This is a genomic window from Streptomyces sp. Da 82-17 (assembly GCF_046098215.1).
In the GTDB taxonomy this organism is placed as follows: domain Bacteria; phylum Actinomycetota; class Actinomycetes; order Streptomycetales; family Streptomycetaceae; genus Streptomyces.
In genome coordinates this window covers 179,753-194,830 of the sequence record NZ_JBJURH010000004.1, presented here as the reverse complement: position 1 = coordinate 194,830, position 15,078 = coordinate 179,753, and the positions used below count along the sequence as shown (strand labels likewise).

The window sequence follows — 15,078 nt, the reverse complement described above, 5'->3', positions numbered from 1 at the left end:
GGCTAGAACGTGTCCGTCGTGTGCGGAAGCCGTGGCACTCGCAGGGCCTCCGTCAGGGATCGGGCCGTGCCCGGGGTGTGTTCCGTGGCGAGGCCCGCCTGGACGAGGGCCGTCGGCGTCGTGGCGCCGAGGTAGCACGCCGCCAGGTCACGGACCGCGAGGGCGAGGTCGGCGGGCTCGTGGGTCGGCTCGTACGACGTGCTGCCGGAGGCGTCCGAACTCAGCCGGTGGGGGCCCGAGTTCGCGGGGAGGTGTGCGTCGTGCACGTCGAGGACGACGTCGACCGGCGCCGCGTACGACCGGCCGAGCAGCGCCGCGCGGACGTCGAGGAGCCGCAGCCACAGCGCGGGGAACTCGGCGGTGACGCGGACCTGGTCGCGGTCGGCGGCGAAGAGGAGCAGCGGGTCGTCGGCCGGCCGGCCCCACGCCCGTACCTTGGCCGTGAGGTCGATGGCGGCGAGGTACTGCCAGAGCGCGGCGGCCGCGGCCGGGGACTCGGCCTCCAGGTCGTCGACGCGGACGAGCCCGGGACCGTCGTCGTCGCGCTTCGTCCGGTAGATGGCGTACCCGGCGAGCGGTTCGCCGAGGGCGACGATCCGCGGAGGGGAGTACGCCGGTTCGTCCTCGTCCTTCTCGTTCATCCACTCCTCCGCCCACCACGCGCGCGTGCGGGCGATCCGGCCGGGCCGGTCGGCGCGGGTGCGGTCGTGGAACGCGGCGAGCTCCGCGGGCGCGTCGGCGGGGGCGATCAGGCACAGCGGCCGGTCGTCGGGGGCGATGCGCAGGGCGAGCGGGCGGCCGGAGTCGATCTCCACGGTGACCGCGCGGGTGCCCTCGCCGAAGCCGAACCGGCCGTAGATCACGGACTCGGAGGCCCACAGCGCGGCCAGCGGCCAGTCCTGGGCGGCGCAGCGCGCGAACAGCTCGGCGAGCATCCCGGAGAGCGCGCCGCGCCTGCGGTGCGTGGGCGCCACGCACGCGAACGTCACGCCGGGGCAGGGGAGTTCACCGCCCGGCACGGACAGCGTGAAGGGCAGCGCGGAGACGGTGCCGACCAGCTCGTCGCCGTCGTACGCGCCGACGCGGACGCAGCCGCGGAGCAGTTCCTTGTGGTGGGCGCGCAGCTCGGGCTCGGGCTTCTCGTGGAACGCGAGGTAGGCGAGGTCGAGGGCGACGTCGAGCTCGTCCTCGGGGAGTTCCCGGAACTTCAGGGCCGAGGCGCAGGGGGTGCGGGGGGTGGGACGGTTTTCCATATTCCGGACGTTAGTTCCCGTAAGCCGAACGAGCATCGGCATTTTCGGCCGCCGCGCCCTCCGCGGGCGGTGTCAGATGCCGGGGCGCACGTGCCGTGACGAGCAGGCCCGCGACGAGCCCGGCGAGGACCATGACCCCGGCGGCCCACCAGATCGCCACCGTGAAGCCGTGCACCATGCCCTCGGCGGCGACCCGGGCCCGCTCGGCGGGGTCCCGCAGATGCGCCGTGACGTACGCGGTGGCGGAGGTGGTGGCGATGGTGTTGAGGAGGGCCGTGCCGATGGAACCGCCCACCTGCTGCGAGGTGTTGACGGTCGCCGAGGTCACGCCCGCGTCCCGCGGGGCCACTCCGGCGGTGGCGGTGGCGAACACCGGCATGAACGTCAGGCCCATGCCGAACCCGGTGAGCAGCATGCCCGGCAGTACGTGCGTCGCGTACTCGCCCTCGACGGTCAGGCCGGTCAGCAGCACCATGCCGAGCGCGGCGAGCAGCATGCCGGGGACCATCAGGACGCGCGGCGGCACGTGGTGCAGGAGGCGGGCCGAGACCTGCGTGGAGCCGGTGATGATCGCGGCCGTCATCGGCAGGAACGCGAGGCCCGTCTTCACCGGCGAGTAGCCGAGGACGCCCTGCAGGTAGTACGTCATGAACAGGAACATCCCGAACAGGCCGACCGTCGCCAGCGCCATCGTCAGGAAGCAGCCGGCGCGGTCGCGGTCCCGGACGATGTGCAGCGGCAGCAGCGGGCTCGGCGCGCGCGTCTGCCACCAGACGAACCCGGCGAGCAGCACCACGGCCCCGGCGAACAGGCCGAGCACGAGCCCGTCGGTCCAGCCGCGCGGCTGCGCCTCGCTGAACCCGTACACGAGCGCGACGAGCCCGCCGCAGCCGAGCAGCACACCCGGTACGTCGAGCCGGGCGCCGGTGTGGCCGGGCCGGTGGTCGTGGAGCACGGCGAACGCGCCGAGCAGCGCGACGAGGGCGATGGGGACGTTGACGTACAGGCACCAGCGCCAGTCCAGGTACTCGGTGAGCAGGCCGCCCGCGAGCAGCCCGATCGCGGAGCCGCCGCCGGCCATCGCGCCGTAGATCCCGAAGGCCTTGCCGCGCTCCTTCGGGTCGCTGAACATCGTGGTCAGCAGCGACAGCGCGGACGGGGCGAGGACCGCGGCGAACACGCCCTGCAGGGCGCGCGCCCCGAACAGCATGCCGGGCCCCGATGCGGCGCCGCCGAGCGCGGACGCGGCGGCGAAGCCGACGAGCCCGAGCACGAACGTCCGCTTCCGGCCGACGAGGTCGGCGATCCGGCCGCCGAGCAGCAGCAGACCGCCGAACGCGAGGGTGTACGCGGTGATCACCCACTGCCGGTTGCCGTCGGACATGCCGAGGGCACGTTGGGCGGAGGGCAGGGCGATGTTCACGATGGTCGCGTCGAGGACGACCATCAGCTGGGCGAGCGCGATGACGACGAGTCCCCACCAGCGGCGAGCGTCCGGTTCCGGAGGCGAGCTCATGCTTTCCAGCACACCACGGGTGGTCGTGGTCCTGCCTGTCGGGCGGGGCGCCACAAGGGCTCCGCCCCCGGACCCCCGCTCCTCAAGCGCCGGAGGGGCTCCCTTTACCGCTCGTCTTTCGGCAGACCCGCCGTCGTGGTTGCTCGCGCCCCGCGGCGAAGCCGCTGATGTCACAGCCCCGCGCCCCTTTCGGGCTCCCCCGGTGGGGCCCGGTCATCGCTACGGCTCAAGGACCACCTTGCCCACCGTCCCCCTCCCCTCCAGCGCGCGGTGCGCCGCCGCCGCCTCTGCCAGGGGGAAGCGCTGGACCCGGGGGCGGAGGCGGCCGGTCGCTGCCTCCTCCAGGGCGCGGAGCTCCAGGGTCCGGATCGGGTTCTCGCCGCCCGCCCGCGCGAGCATCGGCGGGCCGAGCACCTCCACCGCCGTCACGCCCCGCTCCGCGAGCTCCGCCGCGTCCGGACGGTGCGGGTCGTCCTCGCCGCCGATGCCCTGCGAGGACCAGCCGAACACGACGTGCCTGCCGCCGGGCCCGAGGAGGTCGACCGCCGCGCGCCCGGCCGGCCCGCCGACCCCGTCGAGGACGACCGTGGCCGTACGGCCGCCGAGGTGGGCGCGGACCTTGTCGGGCCAGTCGGGCTGCCGGTAGTCGACGGCCAGGTCGGCCCCGTCCGCCTCGACCAGGGCGGTCTTCTCGGGCCCGCCCGCGAGCCCGACGACTGTCGCCCCGGCGTTCTTCGCGTACTGCACGAGCAGGGTGCCGAGTCCGCCCGCCGCGGCCGGTACGAGGACCACGGACTCCGGGCCGAGCTCCGCGAACTGCACGATCCCCATCGCCGTACGGCCCGTGCCGATCATGGCGACGGCGGCGGCCTCGTCGAGCCCGTCGGGGATCTCGTGCGGCCGGGACGCGTCGACGACGGCCAGCTCCGCGTACCCGCCGGGCGCGAAGCCGAGGTGGGTGACGGCGCGCTTGCCGAGCCAGGCCGGGTCGGCGCCGGGCCCGACCGCGTCCACGACGCCCGCGACCTCCCGCCCCGGCACCGTCGGCAGCGCCGGCAGCTCGGGCAGCGGGCCCTGCACGCCGGAGCGGATCGCGGTGTCGAGCAGGTGAACCCCGGCCGCCCGGACGGCGATCCGCAGCTGGCCCGGGCCGGGCTCGGGGGTGTCGACCTCTTCGAGCACGAGGTTCTCGGCCGGCCCGAAGGCGTGATGACGGATGGCGCGCACGGTGAACTCCTCGGTCGGTACGGCAGGTCGGCGGCGGTACGGCAACCACCCTCCGACCTCAAGCGGACTTGAGGTCAAGCCCCGGTGCCGTACGGAGTCGCACCGGACTCGCACCGGAGTCACACCGTGACCGGCCGGGCCGCCAGTACCGCCAGCGTCGCCGCCTCCATCGCGCTCGTGAACGACACCTCCGACAGCACGCCCGGCGCCGCCACCTGGTCGCCGGCCAGGAACACCGCGTCGCCCCGGCGCACCGCGGGCCGGTCGCGCCAGGTCGTGCCGGGCAGGTCGACCGCGCCCGTACGCCCCGCCGCGAGCGCCTCGCGCCGCCAGGCCGTACGCTCCCGCCAGCCCGGCGCGCCCAGGTCGAGCAGCCGTTCCGCGCGCCCGATCCCGGCGGACCTGGGCTCCTCGGGCGCGACCGGGATCTGGCCCTGGAACAGCGACTCCCCGGCCGGGGCGAGGCTGCGGTCCTGCGCGGTGAACCGCTCGATCCAGCCCGGCGCGTCCAGGTCGGACACCGCGAACGCGTCCCCGCGCCGGGTCCGTACGGCCAGGTCGATCAGCGCCGTACGACCGCTGTGCCAGCGCAGCGAGTCGTCGCCGAGGAGGCGGCGGGCCGCGTCGAGCGAGGTCGCGACGATCACCGGGCCGTCCTCGGGCAGGGCGTCGACGCGGGACGCGGTCTCCACGCGGACGCCGAGGTTCCAGGCGTGGGCGGCCATCCGGTCGATGACGGAGCTCCAGCCGCCGCGCGGGTAGTGCGCCTCCGGCGGCAGCTTCGTGGCGCGGCGCAGGCGCTCCTGCACGAAGGCGGCGGACAGCGAGCCCGGGTCGTGGTGGAAGACGGCCACGGCGACGTAGTGGGCCGCGGCCCGCGCGCCCTCCTCGCCGACCCGCTCGGCGGCCCAGCCGAAGAAGTCCCGGTCCACGGGCGCGTGCCGGTGCCGCGGCCCGAGCAGCTTGACCATGCCGAGCGGGGGCGTGCGGCGCAGCGCGCCGCGGTGGTGCAGGCGCAGCCGGGCGCCCTCCAGGGGCGGTATCGGGGCGAGCGGTCCGATCAGGTCGCGCTGCTTCAGCCAGGTCCAGTGCGGGCCGCCGTTGTAGAGCGCGTGCGGCCCTTCGTTCGTCCGGTACGGGCCCGTCTCGCTGGTCCGGGCGCGGCCGCCGAGGGTGTGGTGGGCCTCGTGCAGGGTGACCTCGGCGCCCGCCTCGGCGGCGACGATCGCCGCGGTGAGCCCGGCGAATCCGCCGCCGATGACGGTGATGCGATGCATGTCTGCGTCTCCTCGCTCCGTGGAGTGTCACGGGTACGACGGAGGAGAGCCGCCGGATGTGACATACGGAGGCGCGCCCCGGGGTGAGATACGGCGGCCCGGCCGGGGCTGTCAGTGGCGTCGCGCAGGATGGACGGCATGCCACGCGAACGACGCCCCGGGCAGCAGCCCGCCGTGAAACCCGTCCGCCGCCCCGAGCTGCGCCTGCCGCCCCTGAGACCGTGCGGGGACGCCGAGTTGACCCCGGACGGGGACTACGACGGCCTGCTCTTCGACGGCACGGACCTGTCGTACGGCGAGGCGGCCGGGGCGAGATTCCTGGACTGCTCCCTGGAGGGCTGCGCGCTCGACGGCACGGTGCTGCGGAACGCCCGCGTCATCGACTCGCGGCTGACCGGCGTGCGGGGCGTGGGCACGGACCTCGCGGGCGCGGCGCTGCGGGACGTGGAGCTGCTCGACGCGCGCCTCGGCGGGACGCAGCTGCACGGGGCGGCTCTCGAGCGGGTGGTGATCAGGGGCGGCAAGATCGACTACTTGAACCTGCGGCGGGCGCGGCTGCGGGACGTGGTCTTCGAGGACGTCGTCCTCGCCGAGCCGGACTTCGGCGGGGCGAGCCTGGAGCGGGTGTCGTTCGACGGGTGCACGGTGGCCGGGGCGGACCTCACGGGCGCCCGGCTGACCGATGTCGACCTGCGCGGGATCACCCGCCTCGACCTGGCGCGCGGGGCGGGGAGCCTCGCGGGGGCGGTGATCAGTACGACGCAACTCCTGGAGCTGGCACCGGTGTTGGCGGCGGAGCTGGGGGTGCGGGTGCAGGACTGAGGGGTGTGCCCCTGCAGGGGCGTGGGGCCGGGACATCGGCGGCTTCGCCGCGGAGCGCGGCCGGCCGCCGAGAGAGAACTCTGTCCGACGGCAGAGAGGGCCCTACGACCCAAGGACCACGGCTGTCCCCTGCCCGGCTCGGATACTGGGACGTATGCCCAGCCCCCACACCCCCCGCAGGATCCACCCGCGCACGCTGTGGCGGGCCGCGGCGGAGGCCGCGTGCGCCGTGGTGCTCGTGCTGCTCACGTACGAGGGGGTGAGCGGCCTCGGCGACGGTCTCAGCGGGGACCTGCAGCTGCTGCTCGGCCTGGTCTCCGTCGCCCTCGTCACCGTCCGCCGCGGCCTTCCCCTCCTCAGCGTCCTCGGGCTGGCGGCCGCGATGGCCCTGGTGCCTGCGGTGGGGCTGCTCACCGCCGTCGCCTCGTACACCGCGAACCGGCAGCTGCCGGCGGCCCGGCGGCGGACCGTGCTGCTGCTCGCGGCCAGCACGCTCGCCACGGTCTGCTGCGGGATCTTCGCCCCGGCGGCCGGCTTCGGGAGTCATGGCTTCGGTCTGGCGCTGGGCGCGGTGCTCGCCGCGACCACCGTGCTCGTACCGGGCCTCGTGGGCGCCGCCGCCGGGCAGCAGGACCGGCTCCTGCGCGCGCTGCGCGAGCGGACCGCCGCCGCCGAGGAGGCCGAACGGCAGGCGGACAGCGCGTCCCGCATCCGGGAACGGTCCCGGATCGCCGCCGAGATGCACGACCTGGTCGGCCACCGGCTCAGCCTGATCTCCCTGCACGCGGGCGGACTGGAGCTGGCGTTGCGCAAGGAGGCCCCCGACCTGCAGGGCGAGGCCGCCCTGGTGCGCGGCGCGACACAGGACGCGATGCGCGAACTGCGTGAAGTCCTCGGCGTCCTGGGCCCGTTGGGCCGCGACACCGGCACCGAGGCGCTCACCGACGCGACCGGCACGCGCGCCGACATCGAGGCGCTCGTCGAGGAGTCGCGCGGCGGCGGTGTCCTCGTCGACCTCGGCTGGGACGGCCCCGACCTGGACGGCCGGGAGGCCCGGGTGCGCCGCGCCGTGCACCGGGTGGTGCGGGAGGCGCTGACCAACGTCCACCGGTACGCCGCCGGGGCCCGCGTCGACGTGCGGGTCACGCACGACGACGCGCGGGTGCGGATCGCGGTGCGGAACGGCGTACCGCCCGTCGGCGCCGAGCCGTCGGCCGCGCCGGTCGGCACCGGGCGCGGGCTCACCGGCCTGCGGGAGCGGGTCGCGCTGCTCGGCGGCGCCCTGGAGGCCGGCCCGACCCCGGCGGGCGGCTTCGCCGTCACGGCGGAGCTGCCCGCGGAGCCGGAGACGGCGCCGGGCACGGCCGAGGAGAGCCCTTACGAGCCGTACGCGCCAGACACCACCGACCCCACCGCTGACCTGCACCCCCGACTCCCCTCCCCCCGCCGCCTCTCCACCCTCCAGCGGAGGTTCTCCGACGTGGCGACGGCCCTGCTGGGGCTCGCCGGGGTGGGCGTGATGATGCTGTTCGGCCTCGTCCTCGTCGACCGCGCCCGGCCCGCCCCGGACTACGCGAACCCGGACCCGCCGCGCGTCGGCATGAGCCGCGAGCAGGTGCGGTACGCCCTGCCCGCCGACAGCGTCGAGGCACGCGCCGCGGCCGTGGGGCACGAGCCGCCCCGGCCCGCGTCGGCCACCAGCTGCATGTACCCGTACGCGGAGGGCGGCCCGGAGCAACGGGAGCGCGGTGAGCTGGAGTTGGTCCGCTACTGCTTCACCGGCGACACCCTGACGGCGATCGACCGCTTCACGGCCCCGCTGGTCACCGAACCGCAGGACACCCCCGAGCCGTCCCCGACCCCCACCCCCACCCAGGAGCCGCAGCGATGACCGACCCGACGACGCCGACCGGCGCCCCCGCCTCCACTGCCGGCCCGGCCCCCGTCCGCGTGCTCCTCGCCGACGACGAGGAGATGATCCGGCACGGCGTACGGCTGATCCTGCGGCACGCGGACGGCATCGACGTCGTCGGGGAGGCCGCGAACGGCGCCGAGGCGGTGCGGCTCGCGGCCGAACTCCGGCCGGACGTCGCCCTGGTGGACGTGCGGATGCCGGTGACGGACGGACTCGCCGCGATCGCGCCGCTGCTCGCACTCGACCCGGCGCCGCGCGTCGTCATGCTCACCACGTTCGGCGACGAGGAGAACGTGACGCGGGCCCTGCACTCCGGCGCCACCGGCTTCCTGCTGAAGGACGAGGGCCCGCAGGAACTCATCAACGCGGTACGCGCGGCCGCCGCGGGCGACGCGGTCCTCTCGCCCGGCGTCACCGGCACCGTCATCCGCCGCATGCTGCAGGGCGGTGCGCGGCCCGACGCGGACGGCCACGGGGCGCGGGTCGCGGGCCTCACCGACCGGGAGCGGGAAGTCCTCGTCCTGCTCGGGCAGGGCCTCGCCAACCTGGAGATCGGGCGGCTGCTCGGCATCGGCGTCGGCACCGTGAAGACGCACGTGGGGTCGATCCTGGAGAAGACGGGCTGCGAGAGCCGCGTCCAGGCGGCGGTCCTGGCCCACCGCGCGGGCCTGGTCGACTGACCCGACTCCGGCGGTCTGCGGAGCAGTTGGCCCTCTGCCGCAAGTAAGACCCCGGGTCCCTCGCAGGGACTACCCCTCCTCCCTCCGCCCGACTTCCGGCAGGGCCCGTATTCACGCCCTGCGGCCGACGGATCGGCCGCGCCGCGCGCCGAGCATGGAACGGAACCGGCCGCCGCACTCCGCGGCGGCCGCGCCCGACCACCCCACCCTGCTCACGCCTCCCAGGAGACAGCCATGTCCCAGGCCGCCGCCGCCCCCGCCCCGATCCACTCGCCGGCCACCGACGCCGCCGCCCGCGCCTCGGGCCTGAGCAAGGTGTACGGCTCGGGCGAGACCCGGGTCGTCGCCCTCGACGACGTCTCCGTGGAGTTCGGGCGCGGCCGCTTCACCGCGATCATGGGCCCGTCGGGTTCCGGCAAGTCGACGCTGATGCACTGCATGGCGGGCCTCGACTCCGTCTCGTCCGGCTCGGCCCGGATCGGCGACACCGAGCTGTCCGGGCTCGACGACCGCAGGCTCACCCGGCTCCGCCGCGACAAGGTCGGCTTCGTCTTCCAGGCGTTCAACCTGCTGCCCACGCTCACCGCGTACGAGAACATCACGCTGCCCATGGCCATCGCGGGCCGCCGCCCCGACCACGACTGGGTCGACGCCGTCGTACGCACCGTGGGCCTCTCCGGCCGTCTGCGGCACCGGCCCGCGCAGCTGTCCGGCGGGCAGCAGCAGCGGGTCGCCGTGGCCCGTGCGCTCGCGTCCCGGCCGGAGATCGTGTTCGCCGACGAGCCGACCGGCAACCTCGACTCCCGCTCGGGCGCCGAGATCCTGGGCTTTATGCGGGAATCCGTACGGGAGTTGGGCCAGACCGTCGTGATGGTCACGCACGACCCGGTGGCCGCGGCCCACGCCGACCGGGTCGTCTTCCTCGCCGACGGCCGCCTCACCGACGAGCTGCTCGCGCCGACCGCCGAGACCGTCCTGGACCGGATGCGGCTCTTCGACGCCAAGGGCCGCACCAGCTGAGCCCCCTCCACCCACTCCGTCCGCCCGAATCCCTGGACCGCCCCATGCTGCGAACAGCCCTGCGCAACGTCCTCGCGCACAAAGCCCGGCTGATCATGACCGCGCTCGCGGTGATGCTCGGCGTCGCCTTCGTCTCCGGCACGCTCGTCTTCGGCGACACCGTGGCCTCCGCGTTCCGCGCCGCCTCCACCAAGAACCTGAAGGACGTCGCCGTCTCGGTGCAGGCCGACGAACTGCCCCCGGCCGGCCTGTCCGACGAGCCGCGCACCACCGCCCTCGACGGCGCGCTCGCCGACCGCATCCGGGACCTGCCCGGCGTCACCTCCGTACGCACCGGTGTGAACGGCCGTGCCACGCTCGCCGGGAAGGACGGCACGCCCCTCGACGCCGGGAGCGCGTGGCAGAACCTGGCCGCCAACTACGCCCCGGGGAAGGACGGTTCGGACCCGCGGCTGCCGCTCGCCGACGGGCGGGCGCCCGCCGGGCCGGGGGAGCTGGCGCTCGACGCGGCCACCGCCGAACGCGCCGGGTACCGCATCGGCGACACCGTCCGGTTCGCGACGACCGGCCCGGCCCTGACGAAGAAGCTGGTCGGCACCGTCCGCACCGACGACCCCCGGGTCACCGCGGGCGGCACCCTCACCGTGTTCGACACCCGCACCGCGCAGCGGCTGTTCCTCGCGCCCGGACGCTTCGACGAGCTGTCCGTGACCGCCGCGCCCGGCGTCGACACGGCCGCCCTCACCACACAGGTCCGCGCCCTCCTCCCGAAGGCGGGCGCGTCCGCGGCGAGCGGCGCCGAGCTGGCCGCCCAGCAGTCCGAGGAGACCGCCGAGTCGACCCGGGCCATGACCACGATGCTCCTTGTGTTCGCCGGGATCGCCCTGTTCGTGGGCGTGTTCATCATCGCCAACACCTTCACGATGCTGATCGCCCAGCGCAGCCGCGAGATCGCCCTGCTGCGGGCCGTGGGCGCCTCCCGCCGGCAGGTCGTACGCTCCGTGCTCGCCGAGGCCGCGCTCCTCGGACTCGGCGCGTCCGCCGCCGGGTTCGCGCTCGGCCTCGGCATCGCGGCGGGCCTGCGGCCGCTCCTGAACGCGGGCGGCGCCGGACTGCCGGACGGCCCGCTGGTGATCGCGCCCGCGGCGGTGCTGTGGTCGCTCGCGGTGGGCGTCGTGGTGACGGTCCTGGCGGCCTGGCTGCCGTCCCGCAAGGCCGCACGGATCGCCCCGGTCGCGGCGCTCTCCACCGTGGACGCACCGACTCCGGTACGCGGGCTGCTCGTTCGGAACATCCTCGGCGGGCTCCTGACGGGCGCGGGCGTCCTGGTCATGCTGTACGTGTCGACCCTCGACGACGGCGCCGACGCGAACGTCTCGATCGCCATGCTCGGCTCGTTCCTCACCCTGACCGGCATGATCGTGCTCGCCCCGCTGCTCTCCCGGCCGCTGGTCACGCTCGCCGGCCTGGTCACGACGCGGGTGTTCGGCGTGAGCGGCCGCCTCGCCCAGGAGAACGCGCTGCGCAACCCGCGCCGTACGGCCGCCACCGCCTCGGCCCTGATGATCGGCGTCACCCTGATCACCGGCCTCGCCGTGACCGGCCACTCCGTCGACCTGGCCCTGCGGGAGGCCGCCGTGAAGGGCCTCAGCGCCGACTACCGGGTCTCCAACTCCGCGTATCTGGGCGTCGACCCGAAGGACGGCGACAAGGTCGCGCACGTGCCGGGCGTCGCCGCGGCCACCCCGATCGCCTCGGCGGGCCTCACGGTCGACGGGGAGTACGCGATGGTCTCCGGCGTCGACCCGAAGCAGCTCGGCAAGGTCGCGTCCCTGACGTTCGAGTCCGGCTCCGCGGAGGCGGTGGGCCCCGGGAAGATCGCCCTCTCCACGACCCTCGCCGCACGCACGGGCCTGCGCACCGGCGACACCCTGAAGGCCGAACTCGCCCCGGACGACGGGGAGTCCACGCGGCACGAGCGGCTCGAAGTCGTCGGCGTCTACCAGGAGAACGAGGTCGTCGACAGCGCCGTCGCCGACGTCACCGACGTCCTCCCGTACGCGGCGGGCCGCGCGTACGACTCCGTCCTCGTGAAGGCCGCGCCCGGCAAGGCCCCCGGCCTCGACCGCGACATCCGCGAAGCCCTCGGCAACAGCCCGCTCCTGCAGGTGCAGAGCCAGGAACAGCTCACGAAGCAGGCGTCCGGAGAGATCGGCGTGATGCTCAACATGATGTACGGGCTGCTCGGCATGGCCGTCGTCATCGCGGTCCTCGGCGTGATCAACACCCTGGCCATGTCGGTCTTCGAGCGCACCCGCGAGATCGGCATGCTCCGCGCGATCGGCCTCGACCGCAGGGGCGTACGGCGGATGGTGCGCCTGGAGTCCGTCGTCATCTCCCTCTTCGGCGCGGTCCTCGGCCTCGGCACGGGCGTCTTCCTCGCCTGGGCCGGCGGCAGCCTCACCTCCTCCGGCCTCCCCGACTACACGACCACCCTGCCCTGGCCACGCCTGCTCCTCCTGCTGCTCCTGTCCCTCACCATCGGCGTACTGGCGGCGATCTGGCCGGCCCGGAGGGCGGCGCGACTGAACATGCTGGGGGCGATCAACGCGCAGTGAGGGGTGGGGTGTTGGGGGCCGGGGTGGTACGGGGAGGGGTGGTACGGGTTGGGGTGGGCGACCCCGCTACGGGCCTCACCGCCCCAACCCGCGCCCCCGGTCGAACCTCCCCAGCACGTGGATCAGGCGCCACAGCCCCGCGGCCCCACCCACCACCGTTCCGGCCCTCGTACCGAACAAGGCCGCCGTCGCCGCGAAGGCCACCAGGCCGAGCACGGCGGACGTGACGAGGGCGAAGGCGATCTCCACCGTCATCGCGTCCTTCTCCCAGCGGGATTCACGGCCCTGGTCCCGCGAGTCCCGAGGGCCCCGCGAGTTCTGAGAGTCCCGAGAGTTCCGCGTGTCCCGAGTGCCCATGCGGGGAGTGTGGCACGGGTCGGGGCGAGGCGGGAGGGCCCGGGAAAGCCGGCCGAGGCAGGGCGGGGCGGACGCCGGGGCACCTGGAGGTGGCGGGGCAAACGGGGGTGGCGGGTGACCTCGGGGGCGGGTGCGCGTTGCCCCGGGTAAAAAACCCTGGAGCCGCCATGCGCACCCTCGTCAGAGCCCTCGCCGCGACCCTCGCCGCCTCCGTGCTCGCCCTGGCCCCCGCCGGGAACGCCACCGCCGACGACACCCCCGAGCGGGACACCGCCGCCTGGAACGAGAACACCTGGAACGCGACCACTGGGGGGAACGCCCCCGCCGCAGGGAACACCCCCGTCGCCGGGAACCCTCAACTCGTCCGCGCCGCCGACCGGATCATGGCGTTGCCCGTGGAGCGGTTCATGGAGGTGGAACGGAAGCCCCCGTTCAACTGGACGACGGACGGCTGCTCCGTGCCGGGCGGCATGGCCCCGTACATGAAGCTCTTCACCCCCGCCTGCACCCTCCACGACTTCGGCTACCGCAACTACGGCTCCCGCGCCGGCACCCTCTCCCTGGACCCGACGCCCGCCCGCAGAAAGGCCGTCGACGACCGCTTCCTGGAGGAGATGCGCCGCACCTGCGACCGGAAACGCCCCACCCCGCTCCGCCGCGCGGCCTGCTACGGGGCGGCGCACACGTACTACGACGCCGTACGGATCGGCGGGGGGCGAGCGTTCTACGCCTGACCGCGGACGCGGGACGCGGGAGGACAGGTGAGGGCGGGGACGACACGTCACGTCGTCCCCGCCCTCACGCGTCCCATCTCCCCACGCGCGACGGCTACACGAGGGTGGAGATGCAGAACGGATGCCCGGCGGGGTCGAGCAGCACCCGCCACCGCTCGGGGTCGGGCTGGAAGTCGGGCTTCACGGCCCCGAGTTCCAGCAGCCACGCCTCGGCCCCGTCGAGATCGTCGACACCGACCTCCACATGCGCCCGCTTCTCCCCACCCCCGCCCACGCCGCCGTCACCGTCTCCGTCTCCGTCTCCGGGCCAGCCGGGCGCCCGATACCCCTCCAACCGGGAGAACCCGAGCCCGGCCACCCCTTCCCCCTGCCCCAGAAACACGAAGTCCTCGGTGGCGAACACGACGGGAAGCCCGAGCATCTCCCCGTAGAACCCGGCCAGTTGGACGGGATCACCACAGTCGAAGGTGACGGCGGAATACCGGAAAACGGGTGCGACAACAGTGCCTTCAGCGCTCATACCCGGAGGCTAGACAGCAACTAGGACAGTTTCTGTCCTATATTCCCCAGGGTTGGCCCTCTCTGACCCCCGTCAGGAGCGGGCCGTGCACCGAGCAGCGGCCCTCCAGAACTAATCGTCGCTTTTCCGGTTCAGCCCCCACTCGCGAAAACGTCGGCTGGCGTACATGCCGACCGCACCCGCAACGATCAGTCCACCGCCGTCAATGACCGGCGAGTCCTGAAACAGGGCTGAGACGACCAGCGAGGACAGCACCGCGAACAGCGCTGTCACGCCGAGGAAGACGCCAATTTCCGCCCACCACATGGCAGTTGTCGGCTTTCGATCTGCCGCTTGCATTACTTCACCTCAGCCAGTGATGTAGTGGCACTGCGTGGCCCGCAGCTTCCCGTTGGTGTAGAACTTCGCGCACGCCTTGCCGTACTTCGGCAGCGTCTGGGGGGCGTTGTGCCGCAGCGGGTTGTGGTCGCCCGTCGTATGCGTCTTGCCTCGCGAGGTCTTGTAGGTCTTGCCGTTCGTGTCGGCATACGCGAAATCGATCCGCCAGTTGTAGAACTTCGGGAGAGCCGCCAGGCCGGCGCAGTCAACACCGGCGAACTGGTTGGTTATCTTCCGCTTGCTCCCCTTGATCGTGTGCGTGAGGAAGCAGCCATTCGGGATCTTTACGGTGAAGCCGTTGAAGCTATAGGAGAACGAGCCCAACGGGCTCGTCCCAGCGGCGCTTCGTGGCATCACGGGCTGTTCATCCGCTGCGGCTGCGGGCGCAGCCGCAAGGGCCCCTCCCCCGACAAGTGCTGCTACACCGCCAAGAGTTACCGCTCGCTCGGCAAATGTCGCCGGCCTCGCCATACCCGACTCCCCTTGTTTTTAGATCCAGCGACAAAGCCGGAAGAGTCCGCTTCGTCAACCTTCGCGCCGAACGTACCGGCCCTCCGACAGGTCCCGACGACCGCCCCCTCACCCCCTCAGGGATGGTTATTCGGCCGTTACGCCCCTTATGGAACCCGGCCGCATCAACCTCCGTCGCACTGCACCGCATCCACGCCCAAGGGCCCTCGTTCCAGAGCTCGGAGCATCCACCAGTCACCGGTCAACTCAGGCTCAACGAGAGGGCTTTGAAAGGGCCGACCACTCTCAGC

The 15,078-nt window shown here is 73.8% G+C and carries 13 protein-coding genes and 1 pseudogene; 6 read left to right on the top strand and 8 right to left on the bottom strand.

All coding sequences use genetic code 11. The annotated features are described in order from the left end of the window. Positions 1-2 precede the first annotated feature (2 nt). The 4 genes from ACIDOF_RS08615 to ACIDOF_RS08600 form a co-directional block, all read right to left on the bottom strand. Entirely contained in the window at positions 3-1,253 is a 1,251-nt protein-coding gene (locus ACIDOF_RS08615; RefSeq protein ID WP_409005134.1) for a GNAT family N-acetyltransferase, read from the bottom strand. Between the two features lie 10 nt (positions 1,254-1,263). Further along, positions 1,264-2,769 (bottom strand): MFS transporter, encoded by a 1,506-nt coding sequence (locus ACIDOF_RS08610; protein WP_409005133.1) that lies wholly within the window; start codon positions 2,767-2,769, stop codon positions 1,264-1,266. 219 nt (positions 2,770-2,988) lie between these two features. After that, positions 2,989-3,996: a zinc-binding dehydrogenase gene (locus ACIDOF_RS08605; RefSeq protein ID WP_409005132.1), complete on the bottom strand. Its 1,008-nt coding sequence runs from the start codon at positions 3,994-3,996 to the stop codon at positions 2,989-2,991. A 119-nt stretch (positions 3,997-4,115) separates the two neighbouring features. Then, positions 4,116-5,273: an FAD-dependent oxidoreductase gene (locus ACIDOF_RS08600; protein ID WP_409005131.1), complete on the bottom strand. Its 1,158-nt coding sequence runs from the start codon at positions 5,271-5,273 to the stop codon at positions 4,116-4,118. 138 nt (positions 5,274-5,411) lie between these two features. Here ACIDOF_RS08600 and ACIDOF_RS08595 point away from each other — a divergent pair, with 138 nt between their 5' ends. The 5 genes from ACIDOF_RS08595 to ACIDOF_RS08575 all read left to right on the top strand — a co-directional run bounded on the left by ACIDOF_RS08595 (position 5,412) and on the right by ACIDOF_RS08575 (position 12,328). Beyond that, positions 5,412-6,095 carry a pentapeptide repeat-containing protein gene (locus ACIDOF_RS08595; protein WP_409005130.1) on the top strand — a complete coding sequence of 228 codons (684 nt, stop codon included), beginning with the start codon at positions 5,412-5,414 and terminating at the stop codon, positions 6,093-6,095. A gap of 154 nt (positions 6,096-6,249) precedes the next feature. Beyond that, positions 6,250-7,986 (top strand): sensor histidine kinase, encoded by a 1,737-nt coding sequence (locus ACIDOF_RS08590; RefSeq protein WP_409005129.1) that lies wholly within the window; start codon positions 6,250-6,252, stop codon positions 7,984-7,986. Next, positions 7,983-8,690 carry a response regulator gene (locus ACIDOF_RS08585; protein ID WP_409005128.1) on the top strand — a complete coding sequence of 236 codons (708 nt, stop codon included), beginning with the start codon at positions 7,983-7,985 and terminating at the stop codon, positions 8,688-8,690. Before ACIDOF_RS08590 ends, ACIDOF_RS08585 begins: the two co-directional genes overlap by 4 nt. A 234-nt stretch (positions 8,691-8,924) precedes the next feature. Beyond that, positions 8,925-9,710, top strand: a complete 786-nt coding sequence (locus ACIDOF_RS08580; RefSeq protein ID WP_409005127.1) for an ABC transporter ATP-binding protein — start codon at positions 8,925-8,927, stop codon at positions 9,708-9,710. A gap of 44 nt (positions 9,711-9,754) precedes the next feature. Continuing rightward, positions 9,755-12,328, top strand: a complete 2,574-nt coding sequence (locus ACIDOF_RS08575; protein ID WP_409005126.1) for an ABC transporter permease — start codon at positions 9,755-9,757, stop codon at positions 12,326-12,328. Positions 12,329-12,403: 75 nt separating this feature from the next. Here ACIDOF_RS08575 and ACIDOF_RS08570 read toward each other — a convergent pair. Beyond that, positions 12,404-12,619, bottom strand: a pseudogene (locus tag ACIDOF_RS08570) (DUF6332 family protein); the annotation flags it as partial. Positions 12,620-12,852: 233 nt separating this feature from the next. On the opposite strand from ACIDOF_RS08570, the gene ACIDOF_RS08565 reads away from it, so the two are divergent. Further along, positions 12,853-13,419 (top strand): phospholipase A2, encoded by a 567-nt coding sequence (locus ACIDOF_RS08565; protein ID WP_409005125.1) that lies wholly within the window; start codon positions 12,853-12,855, stop codon positions 13,417-13,419. Positions 13,420-13,513: 94 nt separating this feature from the next. Here the strand turns inward: ACIDOF_RS08565 and ACIDOF_RS08560 are convergent, their stop codons facing one another. The 3 genes from ACIDOF_RS08560 to ACIDOF_RS08550 form a co-directional block, all read right to left on the bottom strand. Next, on the bottom strand, positions 13,514-13,939 hold the full coding sequence (locus tag ACIDOF_RS08560; RefSeq protein ID WP_409005124.1) for a VOC family protein: 426 nt from the start codon (positions 13,937-13,939) through the stop codon (positions 13,514-13,516). A 111-nt stretch (positions 13,940-14,050) separates the two neighbouring features. Continuing rightward, positions 14,051-14,278, bottom strand: coding sequence for a hypothetical protein (locus tag ACIDOF_RS08555; protein WP_409005123.1), 228 nt, complete (start codon positions 14,276-14,278; stop codon positions 14,051-14,053). A 9-nt stretch (positions 14,279-14,287) separates the two neighbouring features. Next, positions 14,288-14,641 (bottom strand): hypothetical protein, encoded by a 354-nt coding sequence (locus ACIDOF_RS08550; protein WP_409005122.1) that lies wholly within the window; start codon positions 14,639-14,641, stop codon positions 14,288-14,290. Positions 14,642-15,078 lie beyond the last annotated feature (437 nt).